Genomic DNA, 25676 nt, shown 5'->3' with positions numbered 1-25676 from the left:
ACCCTCTATATGTAAGAAAAATGATCTTATCCTGTCAAAATTATGTAAATTATTTCACAATCACCTTACGCACCTGATCATATGCCAAATCAAAGCCATTCGGTTCTGCTTCCAGCATATTGAGATACATGTAGGATAGCTGCGAACCCACATAGTTGCGAAAATGGTTAAACGGTGCTCCTTTGAGATCATTTTCGCTCATTCCATATTTCTGGAACGCGATTTTTTTCAAAAGCGTAACGGTCTTTTGTGCTGCTGGTGAAGACAGTACCCAATCATGATCTCCCAAATGGACGATGTAGCCTTCCTGGTGATGCGGCGACGGCAGCCCGGTACCGGCACTGTTTAATAATCCATAGGAAACAGGATCCTTTCCTGCCATAAGAGCAGCCGCTTTCAGCCATCCCACAACATCCGCTTCATCCTTTGCAGACGTAGGCGCTCCATGCGCACAGGCCTGCGCCACTACTTCGTCCGGCGGAAACCCGCGGTAAATCACTTCTGCCAACGCAATCACATGATGTGCCCCCTGGCCGGCAATAGTATATTCCTTCAATGAAGACCCATCCTCCTGCCACTGGAATACAAAGGGTTTGGAAATATCATGCAGTGCCTGTCCGGCAATCGCAATATCGCGGTGAACAGAATAAAAAAATACTTCTTCATAGGTTTGACAGATATATTTTGTTATATGCATATTGCTGTTAACATGTGTCGCAAGTCCCCCCGGATAGGGATGATGACTACCATAGCCGCTTCCCGGCGCGGTTTTGAATTTCTGTACGCTGCCGTTAAAAGGAGGCAGCAAATGTTTTTCGTCGATTTTAGCCGTATCAATCAAGCCCTGTGCGGCCAACGCGCTGTACAGACGCTGTATGGCACTGCCCGAGGTGTATTCCTGCATAAACGTAGGTACCGGATGCTGAAGCAAGGTTAGAACAGATTGCTGCAAACCTTTATTTTCAATGGTACGCACGGTGCTGATAATGTCATCAAAAGCATGCTGTATCAACGCTGATGATTCCGCCGCTTCCACAGCCTGCTGCGGAATAGCAGCAAAGGCTACTGGTTTAATTGTCCGTTTAGCGCTGTCCAGCGCTTTAGCCAGAGACAAAGACGGCATGGAAAACATCGCCGCCCCTAAAGCAGAGCCTGCCGCTAATTTTAAGAAGCCCCGTCGTGTCATTTCGTGAAAAAGATGTTCTGAATGTTCTGAATTCGTTTGCGTATCCATATATAATATGCCTCCTCTTGTAAATGATGAACTGCCGTTAGTGTACAAGGATTTTATGTAATTTTTGTATTACTTCTGCAAAGATTTTGAAAAATAGCGAAATACGCAAAAAAAAGAGGATATAGCTCGTAAATTTTAAAAATTTACATAATTCATAACATGTTTTTACAAAAACGTGATGTATGAGCTGTACTCTTGTAAATAATACTTGTACTTACATAAAGTGCGATATACAAAGGGAGGAATTTGTTATGTTTGGATTAGGAATACCTGAATTAGTATTGATTTTAATCATTGGATTAGTTGTCTTCGGACCAGGCAAGCTGCCTGATATTGGCAACGCCTTGGGAAAAAGCTTAAATGAATTTAAAAATGCGGTAAACGGCGTTACTGTAGATGAAGTAAAGAAGACGGCCAATACGGCAGACACGACAGTATCTAAAGCAACTACAGCTAAAGTGGAAAAATGAGGCTGAGGGAATGAATGATCTTACCGTGCCATCCCATTCCGCCAGCCGGACAATGACCCTTACGGGGCATCTGACCGAACTGCGCCGCCGTCTTATCTGGTCGATTATCATTACCGCGGCCGGCATGATTGTCAGCCAATATTTTATCGACGAAATCATGTATTTCCTGACTTCTCCGGCAGGAAAGCTCTATTTTATTAAACCGGCAGAGGCTTTTTTCATTTATTTTAAGGTAGTCCTGACGTCTGGTGCCATTGTAGCGTCGCCATTTCTTTTTTATGAATTTTGGGCATTTCTTATCCCCGCCTTCAGTCAAAAAGAAAAGACTGTTTTATCGCTCCTGGTCCCGTCTTCCTTAATTCTTTTTATCAGCGGTATTGCTTTTGCTTTTTTTATCGTACTTCCCAAAGGGCTTGATTTTTTTATGGCATTCACCAGCAGTACGGTCCAACCCATGATTTCGATGGAAAGCTATTTGGATTTCGTACTTATGCTGGTTTTGCCATTCGGATTTATTTTCAATCTGCCTCTAATCCTGCTGGTATTTGCTCAAATGGGGCTGATTTCATCGGCTGGTCTGAAAAAAAAACGGCGGTATGTCATTTTTGCCGCCTTTATTCTTGCCGCTGTGATCACTCCGACGACAGATATGGTATCGCAATGCTTTTTGGCAGCACCTATCATTGTCTTGTATGAAATAAGCCGGATAATAATTCAATATATTATGCAAAAATAATGTTATCACTCAAAAAAAAACGGATTGTGCTGTTGAAATGATGTTAATGGCACGATCCGTTCTTTTTCGAAAATTTCTCCTGCGGCTTGTTCGTGTTGAGTTTCTGTCAAGCCTATGATATAATTTTTATTATATTGATATTATTTATCATTTTCCCATAAGGAGTGATATACTATGCTGCATACCTTATTTCAAAACTTTCGTACGCCAACGGGCCGTTTGGGGAAAGTCATTTTATTTGCCATGAACCGGGGCCACCGCCCTTTTTGGAATTGGTCCTGGACAGACATACCGATTCCTGACCATGCCCATATGCTGGATATTGGCTGCGGTGCCGGCGGTAATATTCACACGCTGCTGCGGCAATATCCCTCCGTCACCGTGGACGGCATTGACATTTCGGAGGCCAGTGTGGCGTATAGCCAAAAAACAAATGCCGCATACCTCGGAAGCCGCTGCACAATCCGTCTCGGAACAGCTGAGCAGCTTCCTTACGAGGACAATGCCCTCGATATCATTACGGCATTTGAAACCATTTATTTTTGGCCTGACTTACCTCGCGCCTTTGCTGAAATTTATCGCATCTTAAAATCCGGCGGTACATTTTTGATCGCCTGTGAAGCCGGTGATCCAGCAGATACCACTTGGACAAAACGGATAGACGGTATGGTCGTATACGCTCCTGAAGAATTAAGCCGTGCGTTACAGCAGGCAGGCTTTACGCCGGCCATGCCGCAATGGCACACAAAGGGCTTGGGCACAAAGCCGTTCCGCATCATCGCTAAAAAATAATCGACATATTGCCATTACAGCAAACAATCCCCTGACGCCTAAAATGCGTCAGGGGATTGTTTGCTGTAAAACCCTATTGGCTCCTTCACTCCTGCGTATAATGCTTGACCAGCGCCTGTGTTCCCAAATCTCCATTTCCCATGGCAGCCAGTTCCTTATAATTTTCCAGCACCTGCCGGAGAATATCCAAATGAAGCTCCTTCTTTTCTGATTCATCCGATGCAATCTGCATATCCTTAATAAAATGCTTCATGTAAAATCCCGGCGCATAATCATGATTTACAATTTTTTCGCCAAAGGCGTCAAGCTGCGCACTGCCGGCCGCTCCTGTTGCCAGAGAATGCAGCAGAATCTGCGAATCCAATCCCTGCGCTTTAGCGTATGACAAGGCCTCACATACACCTGACAAGGTCCCGGCAATCATAATCTGATTGGCCATTTTAGCATGCTGCCCAAAACCGGCTTTTCCCTGATAATTAATATTAGTTCCCATCGCCTTGAATATAGGCAAGCATACTTCAAAATCTTCTTCATCACCGCCAACAAGAATGGACAACGTCCCCCGGATGGCCCCCGTATCACCGCCTGTAACCGGAGCATCCATTACATGAAAGCCAGCCGCTTTGCCTTTTTCATACAGCATTTCTGCCAGAGACGGACATGTCGTAGTCATATCGATCAGATATGTCCCCGGAGACGCGCTTTCAAAAATATTTCCTTTTTTACAGTAGATTTCCACTACATCCGGTGGAAATCCCACCATGGTGATCACTGCGTCGCAATGCTGAACACATTCGCTGATTGTCGGGTAAAAGGCTGCCCCTTCGTCAATAACATCCGCTGCCTTTTCCTGATTTCTGGCAAAAATCCGCAGATTAAAGCCCGCCTTCATAAGGTTACGCACCATGGGCTTGCCCATAATGCCGACACCGATAAATCCAATTGTTTTCATGCTCTTATTCCTCTCCTTTGCACTGGTAATGCCGTGGTATCATTGGCATTCATATTCGGTTGCCCGAGTATTTTTGCCGGTCTCCTAGGTTCTCCGACAGCTGTGCTGCGCCGGTAATCCATGGCGTTTCCGGCGGTAAGATACCTGCAAGTATACTCTTGATTTACATTATACTCCAAAGAGGAACAGATAGAAAATACTATGTAAAAAAAACAGATGATTTCAGAAAAAAATTCAAATAATACTTTTTTTGAAGTGTTATTTTTACACTGCTGGCAAACAAACCAGTACCACCGTATGTAAATCCCGGAGGCTGAAGGATATACTTCAGCATTTTATTTTTATCATCTATATCAACACGGATAGAATCGCAGGGTATCTTTAGCCAAATATTCAGTGAAAGATACCCGGAAGTCCCCGGCGCATTGTCACTACAGCAGAGATACTTTTATTTATTTACAATCTTTCCTATATTTTTCAATTCTATCGAAATCGTTCCATCCGGATTGTTGATAAATTGAATATAATCTGTATTTTCCACATACTCCGATGGGAATATAATTTCAATTCCCGTATCGGTCTTGATTTTATGGCTCCGTCCCGCCTTCTGCACAAAATCCTTTTGCACAGCTATAGCTGCAGGAAGCTGCGCTTCTTGTACCTGCGCTTCAAATTCCTGCTGCATTACACTGGAATGAGCGAATACATCGGCTCCCAAATGCTGTGGCGAAAAGGTATCTGCGGTTTCGGCATTTTCTGTCAGATAATTTTTAGTTTTCGATAATGCCTCTACCGGGCTGGCCCCATGCTCTTGCGCTACTTTCGCAGCAATCGTACTGACGATTTTAACCGCCTCTCTGCCAGAGATAACCGACGTACACTGCAGCAGCCGATCCGGCAGAACATACACCGGCTCTCCATTCAGCTGCCGCTTCGTATCAACAAAATGAATCGAAAAATCCTGAAGATTAATAATGGCGTAGGCTTCCGCCTTCTGCGATACGCCCGGCAAAATAGCCTGATGCTTTATGAGCTGATTACAGACCATTCCTCCGTCATCTAGAATCTGATGCGTATAGGCCGTCTTGTTATCCAGCAGCAGCAATCCTATGCAGTGCGCATCATTGTCATTCTGAAAATCGACGGCGAGAAAATCTATGGATTCAGACACGTCGCACTGAGCTAATATCTGGTAAAGTTCTTTACCGGCAGTGGCCGCAAATTCACCGAATTCCATCGCTTTGCCGGCGAGCTGCTGGACCAGGGACTGAAAAGAGCTGGTGGCATAAAAGACACCGGTCTTTTGCCCTGGATCATTGAGAATACGCATGATCCGTTTGTCTACGTATTCATAGACAATATCACTGCCGAAATCCAATTCCTTCTGTGACAAAATACACATGTTGGTATTAAAATCAAAAATATGAAGTATTGCTTTATGTATTATCATGATGTGTCATCCTTTAGTTTTTTTGTTTCAATTCAAAAACACTTACCTCACGGGAGCACAATACCCGCAGCGGCAGCCAGTGTCCCGTCCCTCTGTTCACATAGCCGCGGCACCTGCCGCTGGCAAACATTCCCCGCAAATATTTAAACCCTACAGCCTGCACGAGCGGACCGATAAGAGCTACCTGCGCGCCATGTGTGTGTCCGCAGAGCGTCAGCGGTATATTATGACGGAAGGCTTCATCGATAAATGCCGAGTGATGAGCCAGCATAACGACAAAGGCATCTGTAGGAATGCCCTGCAATGTTTTTTGGACATAGGCTTCCCGCTGACGGGAAAATTCTTTATCTCCCTTGGCAAAGCTGTAATCTGTACCGGCAATATAAAATGGCCGGTCATCCTTTCCCGTGCAGCCGGTCATGCCGTTTCCTCTGCCCGTACTGACCACGATATGACTGTTGCGCATAATTCGGACAGGAGTTTCCTCCAGCATGGCCGTAATTTGGTTAAAGCCGCGGTAATATTCATGATTTCCATAACAAAAATCCATTCCGTCAGGAAACCTGGAAGCATTCTGCTGCAGAATCTGCCGGCATGCCGGCAATAAAGATAATTCATCAATCAAATCCCCTGTAATTTCCACACGATTGACGCCTGCCGCTGCCAACGCGTCCAGCGATTCCTGCAAGCGGCGAGGACTGAAAAAAAGTCCCATATGAAGATCTGATAGCTGTCCGATTTTGTACCCGTCCAGATAATCAGGCAGTCTGGGAAATGCCAGTCGATGATACGTTGTATCCAAATAGCTTTCGCCTGCAAAAGTCCCTCCGGCACTGACCGTAACTGCCGCCAGCGGGATTGCCGCAGCCGTTCCCTTAATAAAGGTCCGGCGTGTAACCGTTCTGGCGGCGGCAGTATTTTCTTTGCGTTCCTTTGTTTCCGGACGGTGCCGGGGGCGCAGCATACGAATAAAAAAGCAGCAAATAGCCCCTATCAAAAGAACGGGGAACGCAAAAAAGAACATAAAAAGCCAACTCAGAGCCGCCAGACTGCCGTAAAACAACACCGGATGAAATACATTTTCCAGTTCTGGAAATGCAGTACTGTAATATGCCAGTTCACCGGCCGCAATTATCGTAACGGATACGGCGGCACAGGCTACCAGCACCTTGCGGCTGCTGCGGAACATGTAATTCCACAAGGCAATAGAAAAAACGGCAATACAGGACATACTAATCATTAAGCTGATTAAAAACATACCTTTCACGTTATATCATGGCAGTGATTTTTCCGTGCGGCCCTGCCCATGGCACCGTCGTATATGCCTGACATGGCAGCCACTGCCATTCCTCCTTTTCTATCAATTTACCGCTCACCACAGTTCCTTTATACATTGTCATCTGCCAAATTTTATGAGAAAAAACATGTTTTATCGTACCGATAGGGGCTGCCTTGACTGATACCGTGAGCCCCATGCGCTGCAATAGGTCCCGAACTGCCCGAATACCGGCTTCGCCACTGCCGATCACATTGGGAAACTCCCACATGGAGGCCAGCAGTCCCTTGTCCGGACGGCGATGTATCAGCCAGCGGGCCGCATCGGTTACAGCAACGACGGTGATATTCTCTGTGGGAACATGTTTTTTCGTAAGACGTACCGGCAATTCGGTTTCCATGCCAGCTCGTCTGGCCTGGCAGTATGCGGTGAGCGGACAGGCTTCGCAGCGCGGATGCTTGGGGATACATATCATAGCGCCAAAATCCATGAGGGCTTCATTAAAATCTCCGGCACGATCTGCCGGAATCTGCGCTTTGGCCAGCGCTGTGATTTGCTGTTTCACCGAAGCCGATAAAATATTATCGCCGATCCGGTACAGCCGGGCAAATACACGCAGGACATTACCGTCCACCGCTACCTCCGGTTTGCCATATGCAATGCTGAGAATCGCTCCGGCCGTATAATCACCGACCCCTTTGAGCTTCAGTATTTCTTTTTTTGTATCAGGCACGGAACCGCCGTACACTGACTGTACCTCCTGCACTGCCGCATGCAGATTACGCGCCCGTGAATAGTATCCCAATCCCTGCCACTGACGCAAAACTTCGTCCTGCGAGGCTTCTGCCAATGCCGGGATATCCGGAAAGCGATCCATCCAGCTGTCATAATACGGACGCACCGCCTCTACCTTTGTCTGCTGCAGCATAATTTCCGAAACCCATACCTTGTACGGATCACGCCGGGAACCGCACCGCCAGGGAAGCTCTCTGCGATGTGTCCTGAACCACTGCAGCAGTACCGGTGCCCAGTGTTCTGTCTTTTCTTCTGGTTTTATATGATCATGGTTACATTTCATTATGATTTCCATTCCTTTAGCAATGAATCCGCCTTTACACGACAAGCTACTAATAATTATATACTATTATGTTTGAAAAAGGCAGGGCATATGCTACAATATACAATAGATGTAAAAAGGAGCATTTATTATGGAACAAGATCCGTTAAAACATATTCTCGAATATAATTTGGACTTAGGAAAAAATAAACCTGATACAGTACACCGCGATGAAAGCTATTGTCCTTTTTGTGATGTTGCTAATTTAAAAAATGTCATCGAAACAAGAGGGCATATGATTTGGCTTGAAAACGCGTTTCCGGTCTTAAAGGATTCATGGCAGACTCTCATTATTGAAACAGATGACTGTGACGGTGACTTTTCGACATATTCACGGGAATACGCGGTCAAGCTGATGCAGTTCGGTTTGGAAAAATGGCAGCAGGTCAAGGCCATGGACACATTTAAATCGGTCGTATTTTACCGCAATCATGGCTATATGTCCGGCGGCACCATTCATCATCCTCATTCTCAGATCGTCGCTTTTAAAGAGTATGACTATCACGAGGATATCAAGCCATATCATTTTACAGGCAAACCGATTCTTCTCGGCGACGGCATTGAAATCAATTTATCGCTCCGCCCTATTATTGGTTTTTACGAAGTCAATTTAATTTTGACAGACAGCACGAAGCTGTCCGCCTTCGTAAACTATATGCAAATTACAGCTTCTTATTTTATGCGCTGTTTCGTCAGATTCAATGACAGTTATAATATTTTCTTTTATGATTTTCCCGGCGACGGTGCTTTATATGTTAAAATCATTCCCCGCTTCCTGACCAATCCCTTATTCGTAGGGTATATGGTACCGCAAATCACAAACAGCGCCCATGCGCAGCGTTTCATCAACAGACTCCGCAGCGCGCTCATGATAAAGGGAAATCCGAACCAACGGCCATAATGCTGGCATGGCAGGTGCGGGAACGTAATACATTCATTATTTATGGAAGGATGTACCCATGCGATTATTTGCAATTGGAGATTTACATTTATCGGGCAACCCACCCAAAAAACCAATGGAAATATTCGGCCCCCGTTGGAAAAACCATTGGAGCCGTATAAAAGAAGATTGGCGGAACCGCGTTACCGAGGACGATGCGATTCTTATTGCCGGTGATACCTCTTGGGCCATGCATCTGTCACAAGCCCAGGAAGACTTAAATGAAATACGGGCTCTGCCGGGCCGCAAAATACTGATCCGCGGCAATCATGATTATTGGTGGGAAAGCGCCGGCAAGCTGAACCGTTTGGATGCCGCACATAATATGCAGTATTTATATGGCAATACCGTGACAGTGGATGACGGACGTATCGCTATCTGCGGCACTCATGGCTGGGTATGCCCCGGCGATATTCATTATCGTGAAGATAAAGACGCTAAACCATACCGCCGCGAGCTTCTTCGGGTGGAACGCAGCCTTCAGGAGGCTGAAAAAATGGGATGCGCGCACACCATCCTCCTTCTTCACTATCCGCCTGTATGCGATCTGACAAAACCCAGCGGTTTCACGGAATTACTGGAAAAATATAAGGTTCCCTTATGCATCTTCGGGCATCTGCACGGTATGCAGCCAAACACGATGTTCCCCCGTCTCTACAACGGCACACTTCTTCAGCTTGTTTCTGCCGATTACCGTGATTGCAAGCTGTTAGAAATCACATTCGATAAAGAGGAATCTGCTCATGAGCCAAATTGCTAAAAAACACTTGTTAGCCGGTATCATTTTTGGTGATACGGAAACAGGCGAATACATTTATCTTCCCGGTGGTGAGGTCGGTGCAGAGCATCCTCTCTGTGTATTCGAACACGACGGCACCAAGGAAGATATTGATCTTGATATGGCTGGACATCTTATTGATCACCTGACATTGAAAAAATGTATCCATCCTACATTGGGAAATACATCGTTTTAAAAAACACTATACGGTTATAGCCCAAACAGGCTGGTCATCTGACCAGCCTGTTTGGTATTGCATTGGCTTTACACGCTATGCTCTGTCAGCTGTATCCACCTGCGGGGCTGCTGCAAGGGTAAACCAAAAAGTTACTCCATCGGTTTCATTTCTCATACCATATCGCTGCCCATGCAGCTTGACCAGCGCCGAAACAATTCCCAGACCCAAGCCATGGCCGCCAAAGGTTCGCTGCAAATTGCGGGTCCGTGACGTATCCACTTTGTAAAAAGGCTCCCAAATCCGCTTTTGATATTCTTCTGGAATTTGTATTCCCTGATTATAAATGCAAATGGTATATATCCCCTCTTGAGATACAGCATCAATGACGATTTTCCGTCCGGCTCCCGTATAATCGATAGCGTTGCTTAGAAGATTGGTCAATATCATGTCAACTCGTTCGGGATCTCCATAAACCGCCATTTCTTCAGGCAGATTCCATTCCATCAGAATTTGCTTATGACTCAGCGTATTCGCAAATCGTTCTTTAGCTTCATCCGCCAATGCGCCGAAATCAAAAGTCGTCATTTCTAATCGAAACGATCCGGTTTCCAGTCGGGACAGGTTCAATAAATCCTTAACCAGACTATCCATCTTTTCCGTTTCACTATGAATGATTTTGCAATACCGCTGCCGGGTATCTTCATCGACATCCAGACTATCCAATCCTTCCGCATACCCTTGAATAATAGCCAGCGGTGTCTTTAATTCATGGGACACGGCAGATATAAAGGATTTCCGCATATGCTCTACTTCTTTTGCCTTATTAAGCTGTTTTTGCAGTTCTCCATTTGATTCTTTCAATGCATTCAAAGCTGTATTCAATTGCTGTGACAGCATATTGAGACTGCTGCCAAGCTGTCCGATTTCATCCTTACGTGTCCCATGCCATTTTTTAGAGAAATCAAGCTGGGTCATAGAAGCTGATAAACGTTTTAATTCTAACAGCGGCTTCGTCAGTCTGTTGGCAAAAAGCAACGCTCCCATGACAGCCGCTGCCAGCCATACAAAGCCAAAGGTAAAGATAAAAGACTGCACAATATCAATACTTTCCTGCATCGGCGCTACGGGACGGCTGATAAGCAGATAGGTATGTTCCCGAATGCGGTAAATCAGATTAAAATACTGGAAATTTTTACTTGGCTGATACGATTGCACCTTATCGATCTCTGATTCATCCGGTTTTTCTCCCTTCAGCAAATCAAGCATTTCCTGTATATGCTTAGGCGGCTGAAGCTTTTCTATTTCCTCCACCGATTCTTTTTCCTTGCCCACCGCGACGACGATATTATTTTCATTTGCTTTTACAGGTCCAATCAAAACACGCCGGCCCGGCCGTGAGGAATACACCAGCCGGCTGTTATCGATGATAAGGACATCTGCGCCGAGATTCTGACTGACTTCGTCTATATCTTCTTCCCCATCCATACCCTCCTTTTGATAAATTCTGCTGATTTCGTGACTGGCCTGAATCATGTTATTTTTCTTGATTTCGTAAAAATATGGGTCAAATCCCAAGCCAATCGCCACTAACAGCGTCATCAGGCATAAAAGAGTAAAACCGGCTACATATAGACATACCTTGGTACGAAGCGATAGTGATATCATTTTATATCATAGCGGTATCCGTAGCCGCGGACGGTTTGAATAAATTTCCCCTTATCACCCAGCTTGATTCGCAGGCGATTGATATGTGTATCCACGGTACGCAAATCACCATAATATTCGTAATTCCAGACCTTGTTAAGTATTTGGCGACGGCTTAGTGCCTTTCCGGTGTTAATCATGAGGTAATTGAGAAGTTTATACTCAGTAGGACTCAAATCAATGTTTTTGCCGTCCAGTACAACCTGCCTTGCTTCTCTATCAATAGATACACCCTCCTCTCCCCCTCCTTCGCCTTCCTTTTGGGTCCGCCGCAAAAGAGCCTTAATTTTAGCTACGAGAATTTTGGGACTGCAGGGCTTGGTAATGTATTCATCAACACCCAGGTCATATGCAAAAAGCTGGTCAATTTCTTCTCCCTTTGCCGTCAGCATCATAATCGGCACAGTCGATTCACGACGGATTTCACGACATACGGTCCAGCCGTCATAGCCCGGCATCATAACATCCAGCAATACAAGATCAGGATGATGCTCCTTATATATATCCAACGCTTCTTTTCCATCAGCCGCCTCCAGGATTTCATAGCCTTCGGGCTTTAAAAAATCAACAACGAGCTGACGCATCAATTGTTCATCATCGGCAATAAGTATCTTTTCCATATAGTTACCTTTCCTCTTGTTGTCTTGAAAAAACAGTTATTTCATATTATATCTTTTGAATCGCAGCAACGTCCTCCAGCGCCTGAATCCATTGCGAAACTGATTGTCCCTTAATGATCAGATCCGGTGCGATTTCCTGAAGAGGCACAAGCACAAAAGCGCGGCCCGTCACATAAGGATGCGGGATATGCAGACGGTCGGTATGGTATTCCACTCCGGTACTATACACAATATCAATATCAATCACCCGAGCTCCCCATTTTTCATGACGTACCCGTCCCAACTGCCGTTCGATATCCAAACATATATCCAGTAATTTCAATGCATCTATATCTGTCTGAACCGCGGCTGCGCCATTGATAAAATAAGGCTGATCCTTTTTCCCCCATGGCGGTGTTTTGTACAGAGACGATACCTTCAAAACGGTAATGTGTTCATTTTGACGCAAGAGCGCGATTGCTCTGCCAAGGGTAGCTTCTCTATCTCCCAGATTTGCTCCCAAGCTGAGATAATAGATAGTCATACCTTTCTTCTTTCCACAAAGACATACACATCATCACAAGAACCACCTACAGGCGCCTGCGGCTTATGTACGGTTATATCCACTCCGCTAAAAGGAAATTGAAGCATCAGCTGGTCGGCAATCACAGCGGCCAGCCGTTCAATCAACCGATATATCCTCTGTTCGACGATTTCATGGATGAGTCCATAGACCTGGCTGTAATCGACAGTATCGGAAAGCAAATCACTTTGCCCGGCATTTGACAGATCCAGATACAGCACTGCATCTATATAAAAGGGCTGCCCATTTTTAGTTTCTTCAGGCAAGCAGCCATGATACCCATAAAAACGCATTCCCTTTAATACAATTTTATCCATTCTATCACCTCTTCCCTTGTTAAAATACAGTTTATCTATACTTTCAATGTATCTGCCATTTTACACATACGTGCAATAGGCTTAACATCATGGACCCTCATAATAGCACAGCCGGCCAAAACACCGGCTACGCAGGCAGCTCCCGTACCTTCCATGCGGTCTGTGACGGGAAGGTCCAATATTTTTCCTATAAATCCTTTGCGTGATGTGCCCAGAAGCATAGGATACGGCAATACTGTCAGATCCCGCAAACGCTGCATAACATAGAGATTTTGCTCTGCTGTTTTGCCAAAGCCAATGCCGGGATCCGTAATGATATATTTCCCCTCCAGGCCCGCCTGACCGGCAATCATAGCGGACCGCTCAAAAAAGTGTTTGATATCGCCGATTAAATCTGTATATTCTGTCCCTTTTTGATTATGCATAACGATGACAGGAACCTTATATTGTGCCGCAACAGCGGCCATTTGTCCCGGTTCCTTTTCATACTGCAGTCCCCATATGTCATTGATAATATGCGCTCCTGATTCCATGGCATACGCTGCTGTCTGCGCTTTATATGTATCAACAGAAACCGGTACAGGGCACTCCCGCAAGAGCTGCGGCAAGATACGTTCAAGACGGCTGATTTCTTCCTCTGCCGAAAGGGGCGTAAATCCCGGACGAGTGGATTCCGCACCAATATCAATAATGTCTGCTCCATCACGAACCATATCCTCCATATGCCGTAATGCCAAACACTCGTGGTCCCATTGGCCGCCATCTGAAAAGGAATCCGGCGTACTATTCAATATCCCCATAATCAGTGTTTTTTCACCTACAATTAAGGATTTTCCATCCTTCCAGTGATACCGGCGAATCTTATTTTCCATAAAGCGTTTCCTCCATAAGCATTTTCCAGGCCTGGTTATACGGCTCTGACCCGCGGCAGAGACACCCGTTCGACGCAGCCGTAACGATATTGGTATCGACAGCCAAACGGCTGCGCATCGTCAGACATAAATGAGTGGCTTTGACAATGACAAGAACGCCTTGTGGAGCAATACCGTGAACGATAGACTGACAAATTTCCTCTGTAATCCGTTCCTGCAATTGCGGCCGACGTGATAAAATATCCACCACATTGACAAAGTGTCCAAAACCGGAAATTTTTCCGTTTTTCGGATAATATGCAATATGGACGGTCCCGAAAAACGGCAGCAGATGATGTTCACACATAGATTGAAAGCGAATATTACGCACTGCCACCAATCCGTCAGTATGCGTAATAATAGGATCTGTCCATTCGCCATCCGGATTTTCCTGTAAACCGGAAAAGAATTGTCCAAATGCCGCAGCTACCCGATACGGTGTTTTTTCCATATTCAGTTTCTTTAAATCCAATCCCAACGCTTCCAGAAATTGGGCCATGGCATCAATTGCTTTTTGATTGACAGGCTCAATAGATTTCAATGTATCTGTCATGTCTTCTCCTTTACAAAACGCTGTAATATGCCGCAATAAAAATAATTCCGCCTAGAATAATAAAAAAAGGGCTGGCATATTGCTGCCACACACGCTGCCGGTGATATAAATAAAATTCCTCCGGATTCCCGGGATTGTACCGCAAATCAACAGAATTTCCGGCCACAATATCCCATTCGGCATCTCCAAATCCATATCGGGCTTTATAGCTTTTACCGTCAGCCTGAAACTGGACAACAGGAAAATATAGCCGGCCGCTCTTCATTTTTTTTTCTTCAAACCCCAGCAATATTCCTGTTGCCGGGATAGTGCACCTACGTGTCAAAGAACGTAATTTCCAGCCATGATATGCGCCGACTATAATGAAAACAGTGCCGAGAGCCGCTGGTACGTAATAAAAGAAAGGCATTTCATATTCCTCCATATAGGCCGTCACACAGTATCCGGCCCTTGCATAAATTATTGAATCCGTTTAATAATAACATATCCCAGCAGGCCGCCAATAATTGCCGTCACGATTTGCGGCCAGCTCATAACCAAAAGAATCATATGCCGTACTGCGTCCGGAAAGGTAACACAGCCAAAAAGCATATAAAATGCGCCGTATATAGCGGCTGCTTTAATAACAGCGGCACCGCATACACCGGGAAGGCCATATTTTTTCAATATCCATATCGCCATAATAAAAGCAGTATTGCCGGCCGCTACGGGAAATATAAAAGGCATAAAGGGCAGCATGCCCTCCAGCCATGCAAACACAGGTGTCACACAAGCCACAACGATACCAGCACGCCACCCCACATGAAGAACAGCAATGACTAAGCACGCATTCACCAGCGCCCCTATAAGAAACATACTGATTTGAGGCGGCATAGGTAAAAAAAGCCGCAGTCCCTGTAAAATAAGCGTCGCCGCCAATAGCAATCCCGTACGGGATATTTTTTTTGTTCTATCCGTATTCATCAGTTATTTTTACCTGCCTAACTGTATAAAATTTGGTATAATAAATATGTTGCCGCTATGAAATTTTCTTATTTACGGCAGTACTATATATTTCATATATCTTATTGTATCTTTAGAGGTGTCAGATGTCAAAACGATTTATTCATTCTATTAATTATATGCGCGGCCTATGCATGCTGGGGGTTATTGCTATCCATATCGGCTCTGTAGCCATTGTTAATCCATCTCCTAATCTGGGGCTTGTCGCCGTGCTGGAAATTTTGTCCCGCTTTTCCGTTCCGGCCTTTTTCTTTCTGTCTGCTTTCGGCATGTTTTACAGCCAGCCGCTGCAGCAGCCTTTCATTTATACGGAGTATTTGAAACGTCGGCTGCGGACTGTCTTTATTCCGTATATTACCTGGTCGTTATTTTATATGGTATATGTCTCCATCCTCAGCCATAATTTTAATTTGTTTCAGCCTTACTCCTTTATCAAAACCTTATGGTATGGCTTGGCAATGTATCATATCTACTTTCTCGTAATTCTGCTTTGGTTTTATCTGCTGATGCCTTTGTGGCGGCCGCTGCTGCGCGTTATGAGCCGAAAACCATGGTTCTCCTTCTCGCTTTTATTTGCAGTCAATATGGTTTTCAATTTTTATTCCAGCTATATTTGGACGCTTCACAGTCCCAGCCCACTCCTTCAGGATGCTTTTAATTACCGCCTGAACTACATCGTCTTGCATTACGTATTCATCTTCATGTTCGGCGCATTTACGGCGGAACACTTTCAGACTATTACCGACTGGATATCTCATCATGCTCTGCTGATCAATATCTTCCAGGCAGTAACAACCGCCGGCATGCTGGCAGCCTATTACGGCATTATGTATTATCTTCAATATGATCCGTTATCCGCTGTATTTACCATCCATCAGCTCAGTCCCATCGGCATGGCGTATACCGTATCGACTATGCTTTTTCTTCTGTATTGGTGGGAATGTCGTCCTGTACCGTCTTTCATCCATCGACTATTCAACATGCTTGGCAACTATTCCTACCCCATTTATCTCGTTCATCCCATATTTCTCAGCCTGTGCACGGGACTGGCAGCTCATTTTCATCTGTATCTCCGCGCCATACACATCATCATTATCTATGGTATCGTTACCATCCTGTCAGCAGGCTATGCGGCCTTGATCAATAAAGCGAACTTACCTCACTGGATTACGATCTGCCTAAAGGGTAAATAATGCCTCTGCCACGAAAAACGGCCCCCTGTCTGCAGGGGACCGTTTTAATTTATCCTTTTTGTTTTTGCTGCACTTTTTCCAGTACATCATTGGCCATGCGGGCACGCGCTTTAATAACGTTATTGCCGTCTTTGATCGATTCCGGATAGAAACTGCTCTTATACTTGCTTTTCTTTGTCTTCGTAACCATTTCTTTGAGCTGAATAGTCTGATCATCCACGTTATACACATACGTACAGTAATCTGTCGTATCCCCGGCCTTTTCGACTGTTTCAAAAGTAAGGATCGTCATGCCTCTGTCATAAGAAACCTTAGCAGAGCTCATATCAATCGTTGTATATTGGTTATATTGCCACGTAGTTTCTTTTGCAGCAAATACCGTTGCCGAAATAGCCAATGTCAGGCCTAACGTGACCAGTATCTTTTTAGCCTTCATGGAAGCACCACCTTTAGTATCATGTTTAAAGTCATTATACCATGAAAAAAAAGAAAAAAGAAGTAATCCGAGACCGTCAGAAGGATGATTATTTATTTTTCTGTTTTCATCTGTTATCTATCTGTTCCGGATACATATCGTGGCGAGCTAATCGCTGCCATGCCACCTCCTCCCACGGAGTCCCCTTTCTACCATAATTGCAGTACGGATCAATGCTGATTCCACCGCGCGGAAGGAATTTCCCCCACACCTCAATATATTTGGGGTTCATCAGGTGAATAAGATCATCCATGATATTATTGACGCAATCTTCATGAAAATCACCATGATTTCTGAAACTGAATAAATACAGCTTCAAGGATTTGCTTTCCACCATCCGCAGCTCCGGTACATAGGAAATATAAATGGTCGCATAATCAGGCTGCCCAGTCTTAGGGCAAAGACTCGTAAATTCAGGACAATTAAATTTAACAAAATAATCCCGTCCGGGATGTTTGTTGGGAAACACTTCCAGTAATGCCGGATCGTAGTCCTGCTTATACTGCGTATGCTGACTGCCCAGAGCGGAAATCCCCTGCAGTTCTTCATTACTGCGACTCATATGCCCTCCTTATGATAACTATATGTTTTAACCAGCGCATGAATAAGAAACACGCCGCAGATTGCCGGCGGCAGCTGTCCAACCGACAAGCTGGCAGCCAATGTCCAGTATGGCAGATGCAGCAGATAAGACAGCCACATACTGACGAAAAAGGATGGCACCAGCCAAATAGGCAGGGCTGTCAGCCATACATTCCAGCCTTGCGTGCGGATCTGAACGATAGCCCATGCCGCCGTCATGCCGACAAAGCAGCCGCCGGCCATATCTAATGGCCCCAAGCCGCCAAAAAGGAAATTCGCAATCAGATTAGCGATTCCCAAGGGTACTACCAGGAAGGGGTACAAAAACGCCAATGCGTATAATGCTGTCGCAATTCGAATTTGATAGGCTCCAAAAGAAATTCCCTGCGTTACATAAAGTACGGCTACATATAGTGCAATAACCATACTGGAAATAGTCATGCGTTTGGTATTGGCCAAAAAATTATACATCAGCGCCACCTCCTTTTCTATACAAAAAAAACGGGTTTATCCAAAACAAACCCGTTTGCGTACATACCGTGTACAGCTTCCTAGTTTTGTTTACCGACAGGATGGATTACGAACTGTCTCTATTTCTATTCATTTTTGATCCAACAGTACGACTCACCAAATAACCTTACCCAAAACATGGTCAATCGGCACAGGTCCAATAAAACGGCTGTCACTGCTGTGATTGCGGTTATCTCCCATACAGAATACATAGCCTTCAGGAATTTTGATCTCGTCCTTACGGCTGTAGGTCATCGGTTCATTAATATACGTTTCATCCAAGGCCTCCCCATTGCGCCAAACCTTGCCGTCATGAAACGCCAGCGTGTCCCCGGGCCGGCCGATAACTCTCTTGACCCAGATATTTTTCGTCTGCAGGTCATGATCAAAGAATGCCAAATAATTATTCATCGGCTCAGTCACATCATCCTTCCACGTCCGTGGATATTGGACACGGCTGTCGATAATGACAATATCACCATAATTCGGCACCTCTCCCATTACATGATTCCATTTGGAAACGATAAGGTATTCTCCGTTATGCAGCGTCGGTACCATCGATTCACCGGAAACACGGGTTGGTTGAAAAAAGAAAATATGAATAACTAAAGCAATTGCCAAAGCAATAATGATTGAATACAGCCATTCGTATATTTCATGTAAAAATGTGCTCACTTAAAAACCTCCTTACGTACTCACTTATTTTAACAAACACAGGAGGTAAAAGCAAGGTACCTGTTCCCGTTTTTCACTAACGCCAAAAATCAGCCGTCTTTCCGCAATACATCAAAAGGGCCGGATTCTCCCAGAACAACAATGCCATTTTTTTTTAATACTTCCGCAGTCACTCCGTCCCCATCGGTCAGCGTTCTCGTAAAAGTGCCATCATAAATTTTCCCGCAGCCACAGGACGGGCTTTTTTCTTTTAATACGGCATAAGCACATTGAAACATCTGTGCCAGCCGCAGCGTCTGGCAGGCTCCCTGCTGATATTGCGCAGTCACGTCCGCTCCCTTGCTGGTGATCACATCGCCCCTGCGACGCTCAGCCGGATCCCGAGGGGTCGGCAGCCCTCCGGCCTGCTCAGGGCAAATAGGAATCCAGCAGATATGCTGCTTTTTCTGCAATTCATGTATTGCGGCATATTCTTTTGTCTTGCCATCGTACCGGCACGCCTGCCCCAACAGACAGGCACTAATTAATACATTCATATATGGCCCTCCTTGTACATTTGCTTTCTATATCCAGCGTAACGTCAATATCTATCTTTGCACTATATTATTTCTCAAGTCAATACACGTTATTTTTTTGTTTTGATTCCCGTACATTTGCAGCATACATTTTTATTGCTCTAATAAAACCATTTTTGTTTCGTATTTTAAAATCGTTTTTCTTATTACAAAATTATTTTTACCACATAAACGTTGTTTAAAATCGTTATAATCAGCTGTTATATGCTATTTTAATACATTTTTCATCTTTTTTCTTTATCAAACAAAAGATTAATATTATATTAAATTCCGTATAATGAAATTGAAAAAAAACATTTCACATACTATAATACGGAACAGATGATCGATTTCACCTGAATACGTTTATGATTAGAGGAGATATTATGACTGAAACAAAACACCCACGCAATACCGCTGATTTATTAGTTGACTGCCTGGAAGAAGAAGGCGTCCATTATATATTCGGTATTCCCGGTGAAGAAAATCTGGCAATTATGGAAGCCTTGTCCCGATCCAAGATCGAATTTATTACGGTCCGCCATGAACAGGGCGCTGCCTTTATGGCCGATATTTACGGACGCCTGACCGGCAAAGCCGGAGTCTGCATGGCGACTCTCGGCCCAGGTGCCACAAATCTGATCACGGGCGTTGCCGATGCCGACTGTGACGGTGCGCCCCTTGTGGCAATTTCCGGACAAGTAGGCACCGATAAAATGCACATTACAGCGCATCAATATTTAGATCTGCGGGCCATGTTTGAACCTATCACACGCCGCGCTTACACGGTCGTCCGGCCTGATACTATGGCAGAAATCACACGACTTGCCTTTAAATATGCCGAACGGGAAAAGCCAGGCGCTACGTTTATTGATTTACCTGTAAATATCAGCCAAATGCCTGTCGGCGAGGATGAAAAGCCGCTGCAGCACAAGTCCATCTTGCCGGAAACAGCACTGACCTCTCAAATTGAAAAAGCAGCCGCCATGATCTCCTATGCTAAAAATCCAGTGATCCTCGCCGGCAGCAGCGTAATTCGCAGTCAGGCCTCAGAAATGCTGACAAAATTTGCTGAAAAACTGAAGCTTCCTGTCATCAATACAATGATGTCCAAGGGTGCCATTCCTTTCAATAACAAATACTCTCTTTGGACAGTAGGCATTCCTATGGATGATTATCAGACAAAAGTACTGGAAAAGGCCAGTCTCGTCATTGCCGTCGGCTACGATATTATTGAATACGCACCGGCCAAATGGCATATAGGCAATGCCGATATCATTCATATTGACACGATGCCTGCAGACATTAACAAAAACTATCAGCCTGAGGTAGAAGTAATAGGCAATATTCCCGATTCCCTGTCACGCATCATGGCTAAAGCCGCGCGGCTGCAAGAACCAAAATTTGCGCTTGATATCCGTCAGCGGATGGTTATCGAACATGAAAGCTATGCCGAAAACATGTCGTTTCCAGTAAAACCGCAAAAAGCACTGATTGACTGCCGCAAGGTGATGGGTCCCGATGATATCGTCATTTCTGACGTCGGTGCCAACAAGGTATGGATCGCCCGGCATTATAATTGCTACAAACCAAATACCTGCATCATTTCCAACGGCTTTGCCACGATGGGTATTGCCGTCCCCGGCGCTATTGCGGCAAAATTAATTCATCCTGAAAAGCAAGTCCTGGCAATTACAGGCGATGCCGGTTTTATGATGAATTGTCAGGAATTTGAAACGGCGCATCGTCTGGGCACCCATTTCGTTACGCTGATTTTTAATGATCAGAGCTACGGCCTTATTAAATGGAAGCAGGACATGCAATATGGACATCACGAATATGTAGACTTTACCAATCCCGACTTCGTAAAATTTGCCGAAAGTGTCGGTGCCATAGGATATCGCATAGCCCAAGCAGAGGAGCTGCTGCCGACACTGAAAAAAGCCTTCAAACAAGATACATCTGTCATCATCGACTGCCCCATCGACTACAGCGAAAATATGAAGCTTACAAAACGACTGGAAAAATTGATGAATGAATTATAAATTTACCGACTAACGTACATCATAAAAAAACTATCGGTCACCTTATAGGTGCAGCCGATAGTTTTTTTCAATATAACACGATACAAAATCACCTATTTCCGGAACGACACCTGCCGCTATTTCAATTTTTTCAAATCCGACAGCAATTTCTCTACATCCTCTTGTTTAGTAGCCCAGGAAGTACAAATTCTGGCTGCAATACGGCCATCTGGCAATGCCGCAAAAAGGTCAAAGGAATACTCTCTGCTGAGTGCTTCAAATTGAGCCTGGGTCAATACAGGCAATTGCTGGTTCGTCATATGGTCAAAATAAAAATCAAATCCGGCAGACTTCAGCCCATCATGTACCTTCACAGCCAAATCCGCGGCATGTTTGGCCAGCTTTAAATACAAATCATCCGTAAAAAGCGCTTCATACTGAACGCCCAGAAGCCACCCTTTTGCCATCAATCCGCCGCGCTGTTTGATATGATATGGGAATTCGCGCGAAAGTTCATCATCCATAACAACAACGGCTTCACCAAAAAGCGCTCCTTGTTTTGTGCCGCCGATGGTAAAAACGCTGCAGAGCTGCGGCAGATCAGCCAGCGTCATATCACTTCCGGGTGCTTCCAGCGCATATCCCAGTCTGGCTCCGTCAACAAAAAGCTTCATATGATACTCTTTACATACGTCATAAATCGCTGCCAGTTCCGCTTTACTATACATTGTGCCAACTTCTGTGGTCTGCGAAACATATACCATGCCGGGCTGTACAAAAAAGAGCTTGTGCGTTTCATTCCAGTATGACCGGCAGACCTCCTTCACCTGCTGTGCCGTCAACTTTCCGTCCTTAGTCTCTACGGAAAGAATTTTATGACCGGTTGCTTCAATGGCACCGGTTTCATGGTTAAAGATATGCGAGGTCTGCGGAGCAATCACGCCCTGATACGGTTTGAGTCCTGCGGCAAGAACGATCAGGTTCGCCTGTGTTCCGCCAACCAAAAAATACACACCGGCCTGCGGGGACCGGCAGGCCTGGCGTATCAAATCCTTCGCATGATCTGAATGGGGATCAAAGCCATATCCTGGATGTTGCTCTAAATTAGCCTTTGCAATAGCCTCTAAAACCTGCACCGGAGCGCCTTCAAGATAATCACATTCAAAACGTATCATTCTTTTTCCTCATTTCCACTCATTTTTTAGGCATTTTTTCAGCATTCTCAAACATTGCCGCAACACTGTCGGGCAGTTCGTTACCATCTGCTGTATTGCCCATAATAACAGCTATTTCAACAGAATTGCCGTGCTGCCATGCAATAATTCGAATCAGTTCCGTAAAACTGTTCTGATTAATAATCAAGCTGCGCGCTATGGTTCCCTCATAAAATTGCCGGTCTTTTATTTTTTTTGCCGTCAGCGGTTTCACAACACGAAATCCCCTGGGTAAATCGGTCGACATTTTCTCATTGGCATGAAGCACAAGTGTATTTAGCTCAGGTCTGCTTCCAATATCCCGCAAATAGGAATTTTCTTTATCCTGACGCTCAATGGCAGCTTCTACCTCCCAAATGCTGGCACTGTAATGAAGAAGATATCCATATTGAAAAGACGCGTCATTTTTTTTCACCAATTGATAGGTCTCCGGTTCCAAAGGATAAATTGTTTCCAACATAGACACCATATCATTGTCGTAGTCCTGGGCCGTCACCATGGGCTGCCTGCCCTGTTCCATATACAAATCGTCAGGCACCGTAATCACACCCCAATTAGGGAACTTTACAGGCGTCCCTTTTTCCTTCGCCATCGCAGCCGTCCCTATGATCAATAAAACGGCAGTCAGCGCCACTACAGATTTTGCTTTCAATCTCGTCACCTCGTATGCACAGAGCGTATTCCTGTATCCAAAACATGTTACTGTCATTTTATAATATTTATACATCCGTGTCAAAGTCAATTCATCGCGGCGGTCCTGCTTGGAAAGAACTAAACCAAGAAATCATTCTGTCTTCTTTCACATATAAATTTTGCATATGCTCTATTTAATTATCTTTACTTCTTGTAAAAGTTCTTTTTCTACCGTATAATCTTAATTAATCATTTGATTAAATCATTTGATTAACAACGTCACCAGGAGGTATTTATGAATGGAACACATTCCTAAGGAAGCACTGCTGCAAGCCGCTGTCGAATTATTTGGTGAATACGGCTACAATAAAGTATCTATCCGCCAAATTGCGGATAAAGCTCATACGAACAGTGCTATGATTTCCTATTATTTCGGCAGTAAGCATCAATTATATGAAGCTGCCTTCATGAGTCAGATATCTGCCCTCAAAGAATTTATAGTGCCGGATCTTGCCGCATTGGATCCCCGCGATGTTATTCGTCGTTACGCGGCAGCCATGGAGAAAATTCACGCAGAAAATCCTCTTCTTCTCAACATCATTTGCCGGGAATTAAGTGATCCTGCCGAACAGCATAACATGCTTCCAGAAAAAATAGGTCCCCAGCTCTACCGCATTTTATCTGAGACACTGACCCGGGGCATTAGCCAAGGGCTATTCCGCGAAGAATTAGCAGTCCGACCGGCAGTTATCCTTCTCGTTGGCGTGGCCAATTTCTATTACTTGACACATAATATCCACTCTCAAATTATTGGCCCGGAAAAAGAAACAGAACAGGAGGATACGTATATGAAACAAGCCGTGGAAATTTTCCTTACGGGAATCGAAAGGAGGCCGCATCCATGAACCGTATGAAACTTGTACTTATTCTTATATTGCTTATCGCTATTATTCTGGCAGCATTATATCAGTACCGGCAGCAGCAGCGGGAAGCCAGAATACGTACGGGTACGATAGAAGTCACGACCGCTGATATCAGCCCCAAAACCAGCGGCTATATCAAAAATCTTCGCGTAAAAGAAGGTGACGCCATTCATCAAGGCGACGTTGTCGCCATACTGGACCGGAAAGACTTAGAAGCCGCGCTGCTCCGGGATAAAGCAGCGTATGCCCAAGCTAAAACAAACCTGCTAAAGTTGGAAAATGGCAGTCGGTCAGAAGAAATCCGCGCGGCCGCAGCCAATACCGCTGCCGCACAGAGCGCCTATGATAAAGCCCAGCGTGACTATAGCCGCAGCCAGGCACTTGTAACGTACGGTGCCATTGCGGCATCCGCTTATGACGATGCCGTCACGGCTCGCAAGTCAGCCGAAGCACAGCTCAACGCCGCTTCTGAGCAAGAGTTACTGCTGCAAAACGGACCTCGTTATGAAGAAGTACAAAGTGCCCAGGAAGAAGTAACACGTCAGCAGGCAGTTATTGATATGTCACAAGAAGCGGTACAAGACCTGACGGTTTACTGCCCTCTGGACGGATTTATTCTTACTAAAAATTTTGAGCCGGGAGAATATGTAAACGCCGGCTCACCCATTGCCACTGTCGCCGATATGTCAGACTGCTGGGTCAAGGTCTACGTATCTTCATCGGAGCTGGGAACGCTTGCCGTCGGTCAAAAAGCCACGGTCCGGATTGATGCGCTCCCCAGCCAGGCCTTTACCGGTCATATAAAGGAAATCAGCGATAAGGCGGAATATACTCCGCGTCAGAGCATTACAAAAAACGAACGGGCCAATCTTGTATTTTACGTCAAGGTCGCTATTGACAACAGAGACGGAATTATGAAACCCGGCATGCCAGCGGATGTGATTTTCCATGAATAAATCCGACATCGTAATTGAAACTAAAAACTTAACCTGCTGCTTCGGGAAATTCATCGCCGTGAATGACGTAAATCTAAAGATCCCAAGAGGTACTATTTAATGTCTACTGCACAAAAGCCACTTTTTGACACGGCAGCCATTTTAAGGCCCGTTTTACCTTCCACAGTAGTACCTGTAGGTAAAATAAAATTGGCGTACACTGAATAGCCTGGAGTTTTCCCAGGTTCAGTGCCAAAATAGACAGCGCTATTACACTCTGTGTCGTTTCTTTCAGATAGGTTCTGATTTGAGTAAGGCCAAACCGACGTTTCGCTAAACTGAAAGCTCGTTCTACTTCCACGCGAT

Annotated in this window: 30 protein-coding genes and 1 pseudogene; 10 read left to right on the top strand and 21 right to left on the bottom strand. The window is 45.0% G+C overall.

Going from position 1 to position 25676, the window contains the following annotated elements:
* Window positions 1–49: 49 nt before the first annotated feature.
* Window positions 50–1234 (bottom strand): TAT (twin-arginine translocation) pathway signal sequence, encoded by a 1185-nt coding sequence (locus AB840_RS09320; protein WP_143742699.1) that lies wholly within the window; start codon window positions 1232–1234, stop codon window positions 50–52.
* A gap of 251 nt (window positions 1235–1485) precedes the next feature.
* Here AB840_RS09320 and AB840_RS09315 point away from each other — a divergent pair, with 251 nt between their 5' ends.
* From AB840_RS09315 to AB840_RS09305, 3 genes are all read left to right on the top strand, one after another.
* A complete protein-coding gene (locus AB840_RS09315) occupies window positions 1486–1704 on the top strand; it encodes a Sec-independent protein translocase subunit TatA/TatB (RefSeq protein ID WP_048514568.1) in 219 nt (72 codons plus the stop codon).
* A gap of 10 nt (window positions 1705–1714) precedes the next feature.
* A complete protein-coding gene (gene tatC / locus AB840_RS09310; RefSeq protein WP_200809973.1) occupies window positions 1715–2440 on the top strand; it encodes a twin-arginine translocase subunit TatC in 726 nt (241 codons plus the stop codon).
* Between the two features lie 174 nt (window positions 2441–2614).
* On the top strand, window positions 2615–3232 hold the full coding sequence (locus AB840_RS09305; protein ID WP_048514567.1) for a class I SAM-dependent methyltransferase: 618 nt from the start codon (window positions 2615–2617) through the stop codon (window positions 3230–3232).
* 85 nt (window positions 3233–3317) lie between these two features.
* On the opposite strand, the gene AB840_RS09300 is transcribed toward AB840_RS09305, so the two are convergent.
* The 4 genes from AB840_RS09300 to mutY form a co-directional block, all read right to left on the bottom strand.
* Window positions 3318–4184, bottom strand: a complete 867-nt coding sequence (locus AB840_RS09300) for an NAD(P)-dependent oxidoreductase (protein WP_048514566.1) — start codon at window positions 4182–4184, stop codon at window positions 3318–3320.
* A 448-nt stretch (window positions 4185–4632) separates the two neighbouring features.
* The gene (locus AB840_RS09295) at window positions 4633–5634 is read right to left on the bottom strand and encodes a nucleoid-associated protein (protein WP_048514565.1); all 1002 of its coding nucleotides are present in this window, start codon (window positions 5632–5634) and stop codon (window positions 4633–4635) included.
* 13 nt (window positions 5635–5647) lie between these two features.
* Window positions 5648–6892 (bottom strand): metallophosphoesterase, encoded by a 1245-nt coding sequence (locus AB840_RS09290; protein ID WP_236684557.1) that lies wholly within the window; start codon window positions 6890–6892, stop codon window positions 5648–5650.
* Between the two features lie 10 nt (window positions 6893–6902).
* On the bottom strand, window positions 6903–7988 hold the full coding sequence (mutY, locus tag AB840_RS09285; RefSeq protein ID WP_048514563.1) for an A/G-specific adenine glycosylase: 1086 nt from the start codon (window positions 7986–7988) through the stop codon (window positions 6903–6905).
* A 130-nt stretch (window positions 7989–8118) separates the two neighbouring features.
* Here mutY and AB840_RS09280 point away from each other — a divergent pair, with 130 nt between their 5' ends.
* From AB840_RS09280 to AB840_RS09270, 3 genes are read left to right on the top strand one after another with little or no spacing between them, the layout of a single operon-like run.
* Window positions 8119–8928 (top strand): DUF4931 domain-containing protein, encoded by an 810-nt coding sequence (locus AB840_RS09280; RefSeq protein ID WP_048514562.1) that lies wholly within the window; start codon window positions 8119–8121, stop codon window positions 8926–8928.
* 58 nt (window positions 8929–8986) lie between these two features.
* Window positions 8987–9727 (top strand): metallophosphoesterase, encoded by a 741-nt coding sequence (locus AB840_RS09275; RefSeq protein WP_048514561.1) that lies wholly within the window; start codon window positions 8987–8989, stop codon window positions 9725–9727.
* Window positions 9711–9941: a hypothetical protein gene (locus tag AB840_RS09270; protein WP_048514560.1), complete on the top strand. Its 231-nt coding sequence runs from the start codon at window positions 9711–9713 to the stop codon at window positions 9939–9941. The genes AB840_RS09275 and AB840_RS09270 overlap by 17 nt, the downstream gene beginning before the upstream one ends.
* A 75-nt stretch (window positions 9942–10016) precedes the next feature.
* Here the strand turns inward: AB840_RS09270 and AB840_RS09265 are convergent, their stop codons facing one another.
* Genes AB840_RS09265 through AB840_RS09230 form a run of 8 tightly spaced genes read right to left on the bottom strand, consistent with a single transcriptional unit; the run spans window position 10017 to window position 15553 of the window.
* Window positions 10017–11588, bottom strand: a complete 1572-nt coding sequence (locus AB840_RS09265) for a sensor histidine kinase (RefSeq protein ID WP_078791769.1) — start codon at window positions 11586–11588, stop codon at window positions 10017–10019.
* Window positions 11585–12247 (bottom strand): response regulator transcription factor, encoded by a 663-nt coding sequence (locus tag AB840_RS09260; protein WP_048514559.1) that lies wholly within the window; start codon window positions 12245–12247, stop codon window positions 11585–11587. The genes AB840_RS09265 and AB840_RS09260 overlap by 4 nt, the downstream gene beginning before the upstream one ends.
* Window positions 12248–12293: 46 nt before the next feature.
* On the bottom strand, window positions 12294–12770 hold the full coding sequence (gene folK, locus AB840_RS09255) for a 2-amino-4-hydroxy-6-hydroxymethyldihydropteridine diphosphokinase (protein ID WP_048514558.1): 477 nt from the start codon (window positions 12768–12770) through the stop codon (window positions 12294–12296).
* Entirely contained in the window at window positions 12767–13126 is a 360-nt protein-coding gene (gene folB / locus AB840_RS09250) for a dihydroneopterin aldolase (RefSeq protein ID WP_048514557.1), read from the bottom strand. The genes folK and folB overlap by 4 nt, the downstream gene beginning before the upstream one ends.
* A gap of 35 nt (window positions 13127–13161) precedes the next feature.
* On the bottom strand, window positions 13162–13998 hold the full coding sequence (folP, locus tag AB840_RS09245) for a dihydropteroate synthase (protein ID WP_048514556.1): 837 nt from the start codon (window positions 13996–13998) through the stop codon (window positions 13162–13164).
* Entirely contained in the window at window positions 13988–14590 is a 603-nt protein-coding gene (gene folE, locus AB840_RS09240; protein WP_048514555.1) for a GTP cyclohydrolase I, read from the bottom strand. Before folE ends, folP begins: the two co-directional genes overlap by 11 nt.
* A 10-nt stretch (window positions 14591–14600) precedes the next feature.
* The gene (locus tag AB840_RS09235; protein WP_048514554.1) at window positions 14601–14999 is read right to left on the bottom strand and encodes a DUF3592 domain-containing protein; all 399 of its coding nucleotides are present in this window, start codon (window positions 14997–14999) and stop codon (window positions 14601–14603) included.
* Between the two features lie 50 nt (window positions 15000–15049).
* Window positions 15050–15553: a hypothetical protein gene (locus AB840_RS09230; RefSeq protein WP_048514553.1), complete on the bottom strand. Its 504-nt coding sequence runs from the start codon at window positions 15551–15553 to the stop codon at window positions 15050–15052.
* A gap of 125 nt (window positions 15554–15678) precedes the next feature.
* Between AB840_RS09230 and AB840_RS09225 the strand changes: the two genes are divergently transcribed.
* Entirely contained in the window at window positions 15679–16785 is a 1107-nt protein-coding gene (locus tag AB840_RS09225) for an acyltransferase (RefSeq protein WP_048514552.1), read from the top strand.
* Window positions 16786–16834: 49 nt separating this feature from the next.
* Here the strand turns inward: AB840_RS09225 and AB840_RS09220 are convergent, their stop codons facing one another.
* The 5 genes from AB840_RS09220 to AB840_RS09200 all read right to left on the bottom strand — a co-directional run bounded on the left by AB840_RS09220 (window position 16835) and on the right by AB840_RS09200 (window position 19563).
* Window positions 16835–17221, bottom strand: coding sequence for a hypothetical protein (locus tag AB840_RS09220; RefSeq protein WP_048514551.1), 387 nt, complete (start codon window positions 17219–17221; stop codon window positions 16835–16837).
* 106 nt (window positions 17222–17327) lie between these two features.
* Entirely contained in the window at window positions 17328–17822 is a 495-nt protein-coding gene (gene queF, locus AB840_RS09215) for a preQ(1) synthase (protein ID WP_048514550.1), read from the bottom strand.
* Window positions 17819–18313, bottom strand: coding sequence for a QueT transporter family protein (locus AB840_RS09210; RefSeq protein ID WP_048514549.1), 495 nt, complete (start codon window positions 18311–18313; stop codon window positions 17819–17821). The genes queF and AB840_RS09210 overlap by 4 nt, the downstream gene beginning before the upstream one ends.
* A 153-nt stretch (window positions 18314–18466) precedes the next feature.
* Window positions 18467–19027 carry a signal peptidase I gene (gene lepB / locus AB840_RS09205; protein WP_048514548.1) on the bottom strand — a complete coding sequence of 187 codons (561 nt, stop codon included), beginning with the start codon at window positions 19025–19027 and terminating at the stop codon, window positions 18467–18469.
* Window positions 19028–19116: 89 nt separating this feature from the next.
* Window positions 19117–19563 (bottom strand): 2-thiouracil desulfurase family protein, encoded by a 447-nt coding sequence (locus tag AB840_RS09200; protein ID WP_048514547.1) that lies wholly within the window; start codon window positions 19561–19563, stop codon window positions 19117–19119.
* 404 nt (window positions 19564–19967) lie between these two features.
* On the opposite strand from AB840_RS09200, the gene AB840_RS09195 reads away from it, so the two are divergent.
* Window positions 19968–21626: an acetolactate synthase large subunit gene (locus AB840_RS09195; RefSeq protein ID WP_048514546.1), complete on the top strand. Its 1659-nt coding sequence runs from the start codon at window positions 19968–19970 to the stop codon at window positions 21624–21626.
* A 116-nt stretch (window positions 21627–21742) separates the two neighbouring features.
* Here AB840_RS09195 and AB840_RS09190 read toward each other — a convergent pair whose 3' ends face one another.
* Together AB840_RS09190 and AB840_RS09185 are read right to left on the bottom strand one after the other, a co-directional pair.
* Complete coding sequence (locus tag AB840_RS09190) at window positions 21743–22780, bottom strand: threonine aldolase family protein (RefSeq protein WP_048514545.1); 1038 nt, start codon at window positions 22778–22780, stop codon at window positions 21743–21745.
* Window positions 22781–22799: 19 nt separating this feature from the next.
* Complete coding sequence (locus AB840_RS09185; RefSeq protein ID WP_236684556.1) at window positions 22800–23480, bottom strand: hypothetical protein; 681 nt, start codon at window positions 23478–23480, stop codon at window positions 22800–22802.
* Window positions 23481–23751: 271 nt separating this feature from the next.
* Between AB840_RS09185 and AB840_RS09180 the strand changes: the two genes are divergently transcribed.
* Both AB840_RS09180 and AB840_RS09175 read left to right on the top strand, forming a co-directional pair.
* A complete protein-coding gene (locus AB840_RS09180; protein WP_048514543.1) occupies window positions 23752–24357 on the top strand; it encodes a TetR/AcrR family transcriptional regulator in 606 nt (201 codons plus the stop codon).
* A complete protein-coding gene (locus AB840_RS09175) occupies window positions 24354–25331 on the top strand; it encodes an HlyD family secretion protein (protein WP_048514542.1) in 978 nt (325 codons plus the stop codon). Before AB840_RS09180 ends, AB840_RS09175 begins: the two co-directional genes overlap by 4 nt.
* Before the next feature lie 211 nt (window positions 25332–25542).
* Here the strand turns inward: AB840_RS09175 and AB840_RS18290 are convergent.
* A pseudogene (locus tag AB840_RS18290) lies at window positions 25543–25676 on the bottom strand (transposase); the annotation flags it as partial.

Origin of the sequence: Megasphaera cerevisiae DSM 20462, assembly GCF_001045675.1 — a bacterium.
GTDB lineage: Bacteria > Bacillota > Negativicutes > Veillonellales > Megasphaeraceae > Megasphaera > Megasphaera cerevisiae.
This window is presented reverse-complemented; position numbering and strand designations above follow the sequence as displayed.

What these genes read in the sequence shown, in the direction of transcription:
- AB840_RS09320 (WP_143742699.1), bottom strand. Translation starts at nt 1,234, where the DNA reads ATGGATACGCAAACGAATTCAGAACATTCAGAACATCTTTTTCACGAA.
- AB840_RS09315 (WP_048514568.1), top strand. Translation starts at nt 1,486, where the DNA reads ATGTTTGGATTAGGAATACCTGAATTAGTATTGATTTTAATCATTGGA.
- tatC (WP_200809973.1), top strand. Translation starts at nt 1,715, where the DNA reads ATGAATGATCTTACCGTGCCATCCCATTCCGCCAGCCGGACAATGACC.
- AB840_RS09305 (WP_048514567.1), top strand. Translation starts at nt 2,615, where the DNA reads ATGCTGCATACCTTATTTCAAAACTTTCGTACGCCAACGGGCCGTTTG.
- AB840_RS09300 (WP_048514566.1), bottom strand. Translation starts at nt 4,184, where the DNA reads ATGAAAACAATTGGATTTATCGGTGTCGGCATTATGGGCAAGCCCATG.
- AB840_RS09295 (WP_048514565.1), bottom strand. Translation starts at nt 5,634, where the DNA reads ATGATAATACATAAAGCAATACTTCATATTTTTGATTTTAATACCAAC.
- AB840_RS09290 (WP_236684557.1), bottom strand. Translation starts at nt 6,892, where the DNA reads ATGTTTTTAATCAGCTTAATGATTAGTATGTCCTGTATTGCCGTTTTT.
- mutY (WP_048514563.1), bottom strand. Translation starts at nt 7,988, where the DNA reads ATGAAATGTAACCATGATCATATAAAACCAGAAGAAAAGACAGAACAC.
- AB840_RS09280 (WP_048514562.1), top strand. Translation starts at nt 8,119, where the DNA reads ATGGAACAAGATCCGTTAAAACATATTCTCGAATATAATTTGGACTTA.
- AB840_RS09275 (WP_048514561.1), top strand. Translation starts at nt 8,987, where the DNA reads ATGCGATTATTTGCAATTGGAGATTTACATTTATCGGGCAACCCACCC.
- AB840_RS09270 (WP_048514560.1), top strand. Translation starts at nt 9,711, where the DNA reads ATGAGCCAAATTGCTAAAAAACACTTGTTAGCCGGTATCATTTTTGGT.
- AB840_RS09265 (WP_078791769.1), bottom strand. Translation starts at nt 11,588, where the DNA reads ATGATATCACTATCGCTTCGTACCAAGGTATGTCTATATGTAGCCGGT.
- AB840_RS09260 (WP_048514559.1), bottom strand. Translation starts at nt 12,247, where the DNA reads ATGGAAAAGATACTTATTGCCGATGATGAACAATTGATGCGTCAGCTC.
- folK (WP_048514558.1), bottom strand. Translation starts at nt 12,770, where the DNA reads ATGACTATCTATTATCTCAGCTTGGGAGCAAATCTGGGAGATAGAGAA.
- folB (WP_048514557.1), bottom strand. Translation starts at nt 13,126, where the DNA reads ATGGATAAAATTGTATTAAAGGGAATGCGTTTTTATGGGTATCATGGC.
- folP (WP_048514556.1), bottom strand. Translation starts at nt 13,998, where the DNA reads ATGGAAAATAAGATTCGCCGGTATCACTGGAAGGATGGAAAATCCTTA.
- folE (WP_048514555.1), bottom strand. Translation starts at nt 14,590, where the DNA reads ATGACAGATACATTGAAATCTATTGAGCCTGTCAATCAAAAAGCAATT.
- AB840_RS09235 (WP_048514554.1), bottom strand. Translation starts at nt 14,999, where the DNA reads ATGCCTTTCTTTTATTACGTACCAGCGGCTCTCGGCACTGTTTTCATT.
- AB840_RS09230 (WP_048514553.1), bottom strand. Translation starts at nt 15,553, where the DNA reads ATGAATACGGATAGAACAAAAAAAATATCCCGTACGGGATTGCTATTG.
- AB840_RS09225 (WP_048514552.1), top strand. Translation starts at nt 15,679, where the DNA reads ATGTCAAAACGATTTATTCATTCTATTAATTATATGCGCGGCCTATGC.
- AB840_RS09220 (WP_048514551.1), bottom strand. Translation starts at nt 17,221, where the DNA reads ATGAAGGCTAAAAAGATACTGGTCACGTTAGGCCTGACATTGGCTATT.
- queF (WP_048514550.1), bottom strand. Translation starts at nt 17,822, where the DNA reads ATGAGTCGCAGTAATGAAGAACTGCAGGGGATTTCCGCTCTGGGCAGT.
- AB840_RS09210 (WP_048514549.1), bottom strand. Translation starts at nt 18,313, where the DNA reads ATGTATAATTTTTTGGCCAATACCAAACGCATGACTATTTCCAGTATG.
- AB840_RS09200 (WP_048514547.1), bottom strand. Translation starts at nt 19,563, where the DNA reads ATGAATGTATTAATTAGTGCCTGTCTGTTGGGGCAGGCGTGCCGGTAC.
- AB840_RS09195 (WP_048514546.1), top strand. Translation starts at nt 19,968, where the DNA reads ATGACTGAAACAAAACACCCACGCAATACCGCTGATTTATTAGTTGAC.
- AB840_RS09190 (WP_048514545.1), bottom strand. Translation starts at nt 22,780, where the DNA reads ATGATACGTTTTGAATGTGATTATCTTGAAGGCGCTCCGGTGCAGGTT.
- AB840_RS09180 (WP_048514543.1), top strand. Translation starts at nt 23,752, where the DNA reads ATGGAACACATTCCTAAGGAAGCACTGCTGCAAGCCGCTGTCGAATTA.
- AB840_RS09175 (WP_048514542.1), top strand. Translation starts at nt 24,354, where the DNA reads ATGAACCGTATGAAACTTGTACTTATTCTTATATTGCTTATCGCTATT.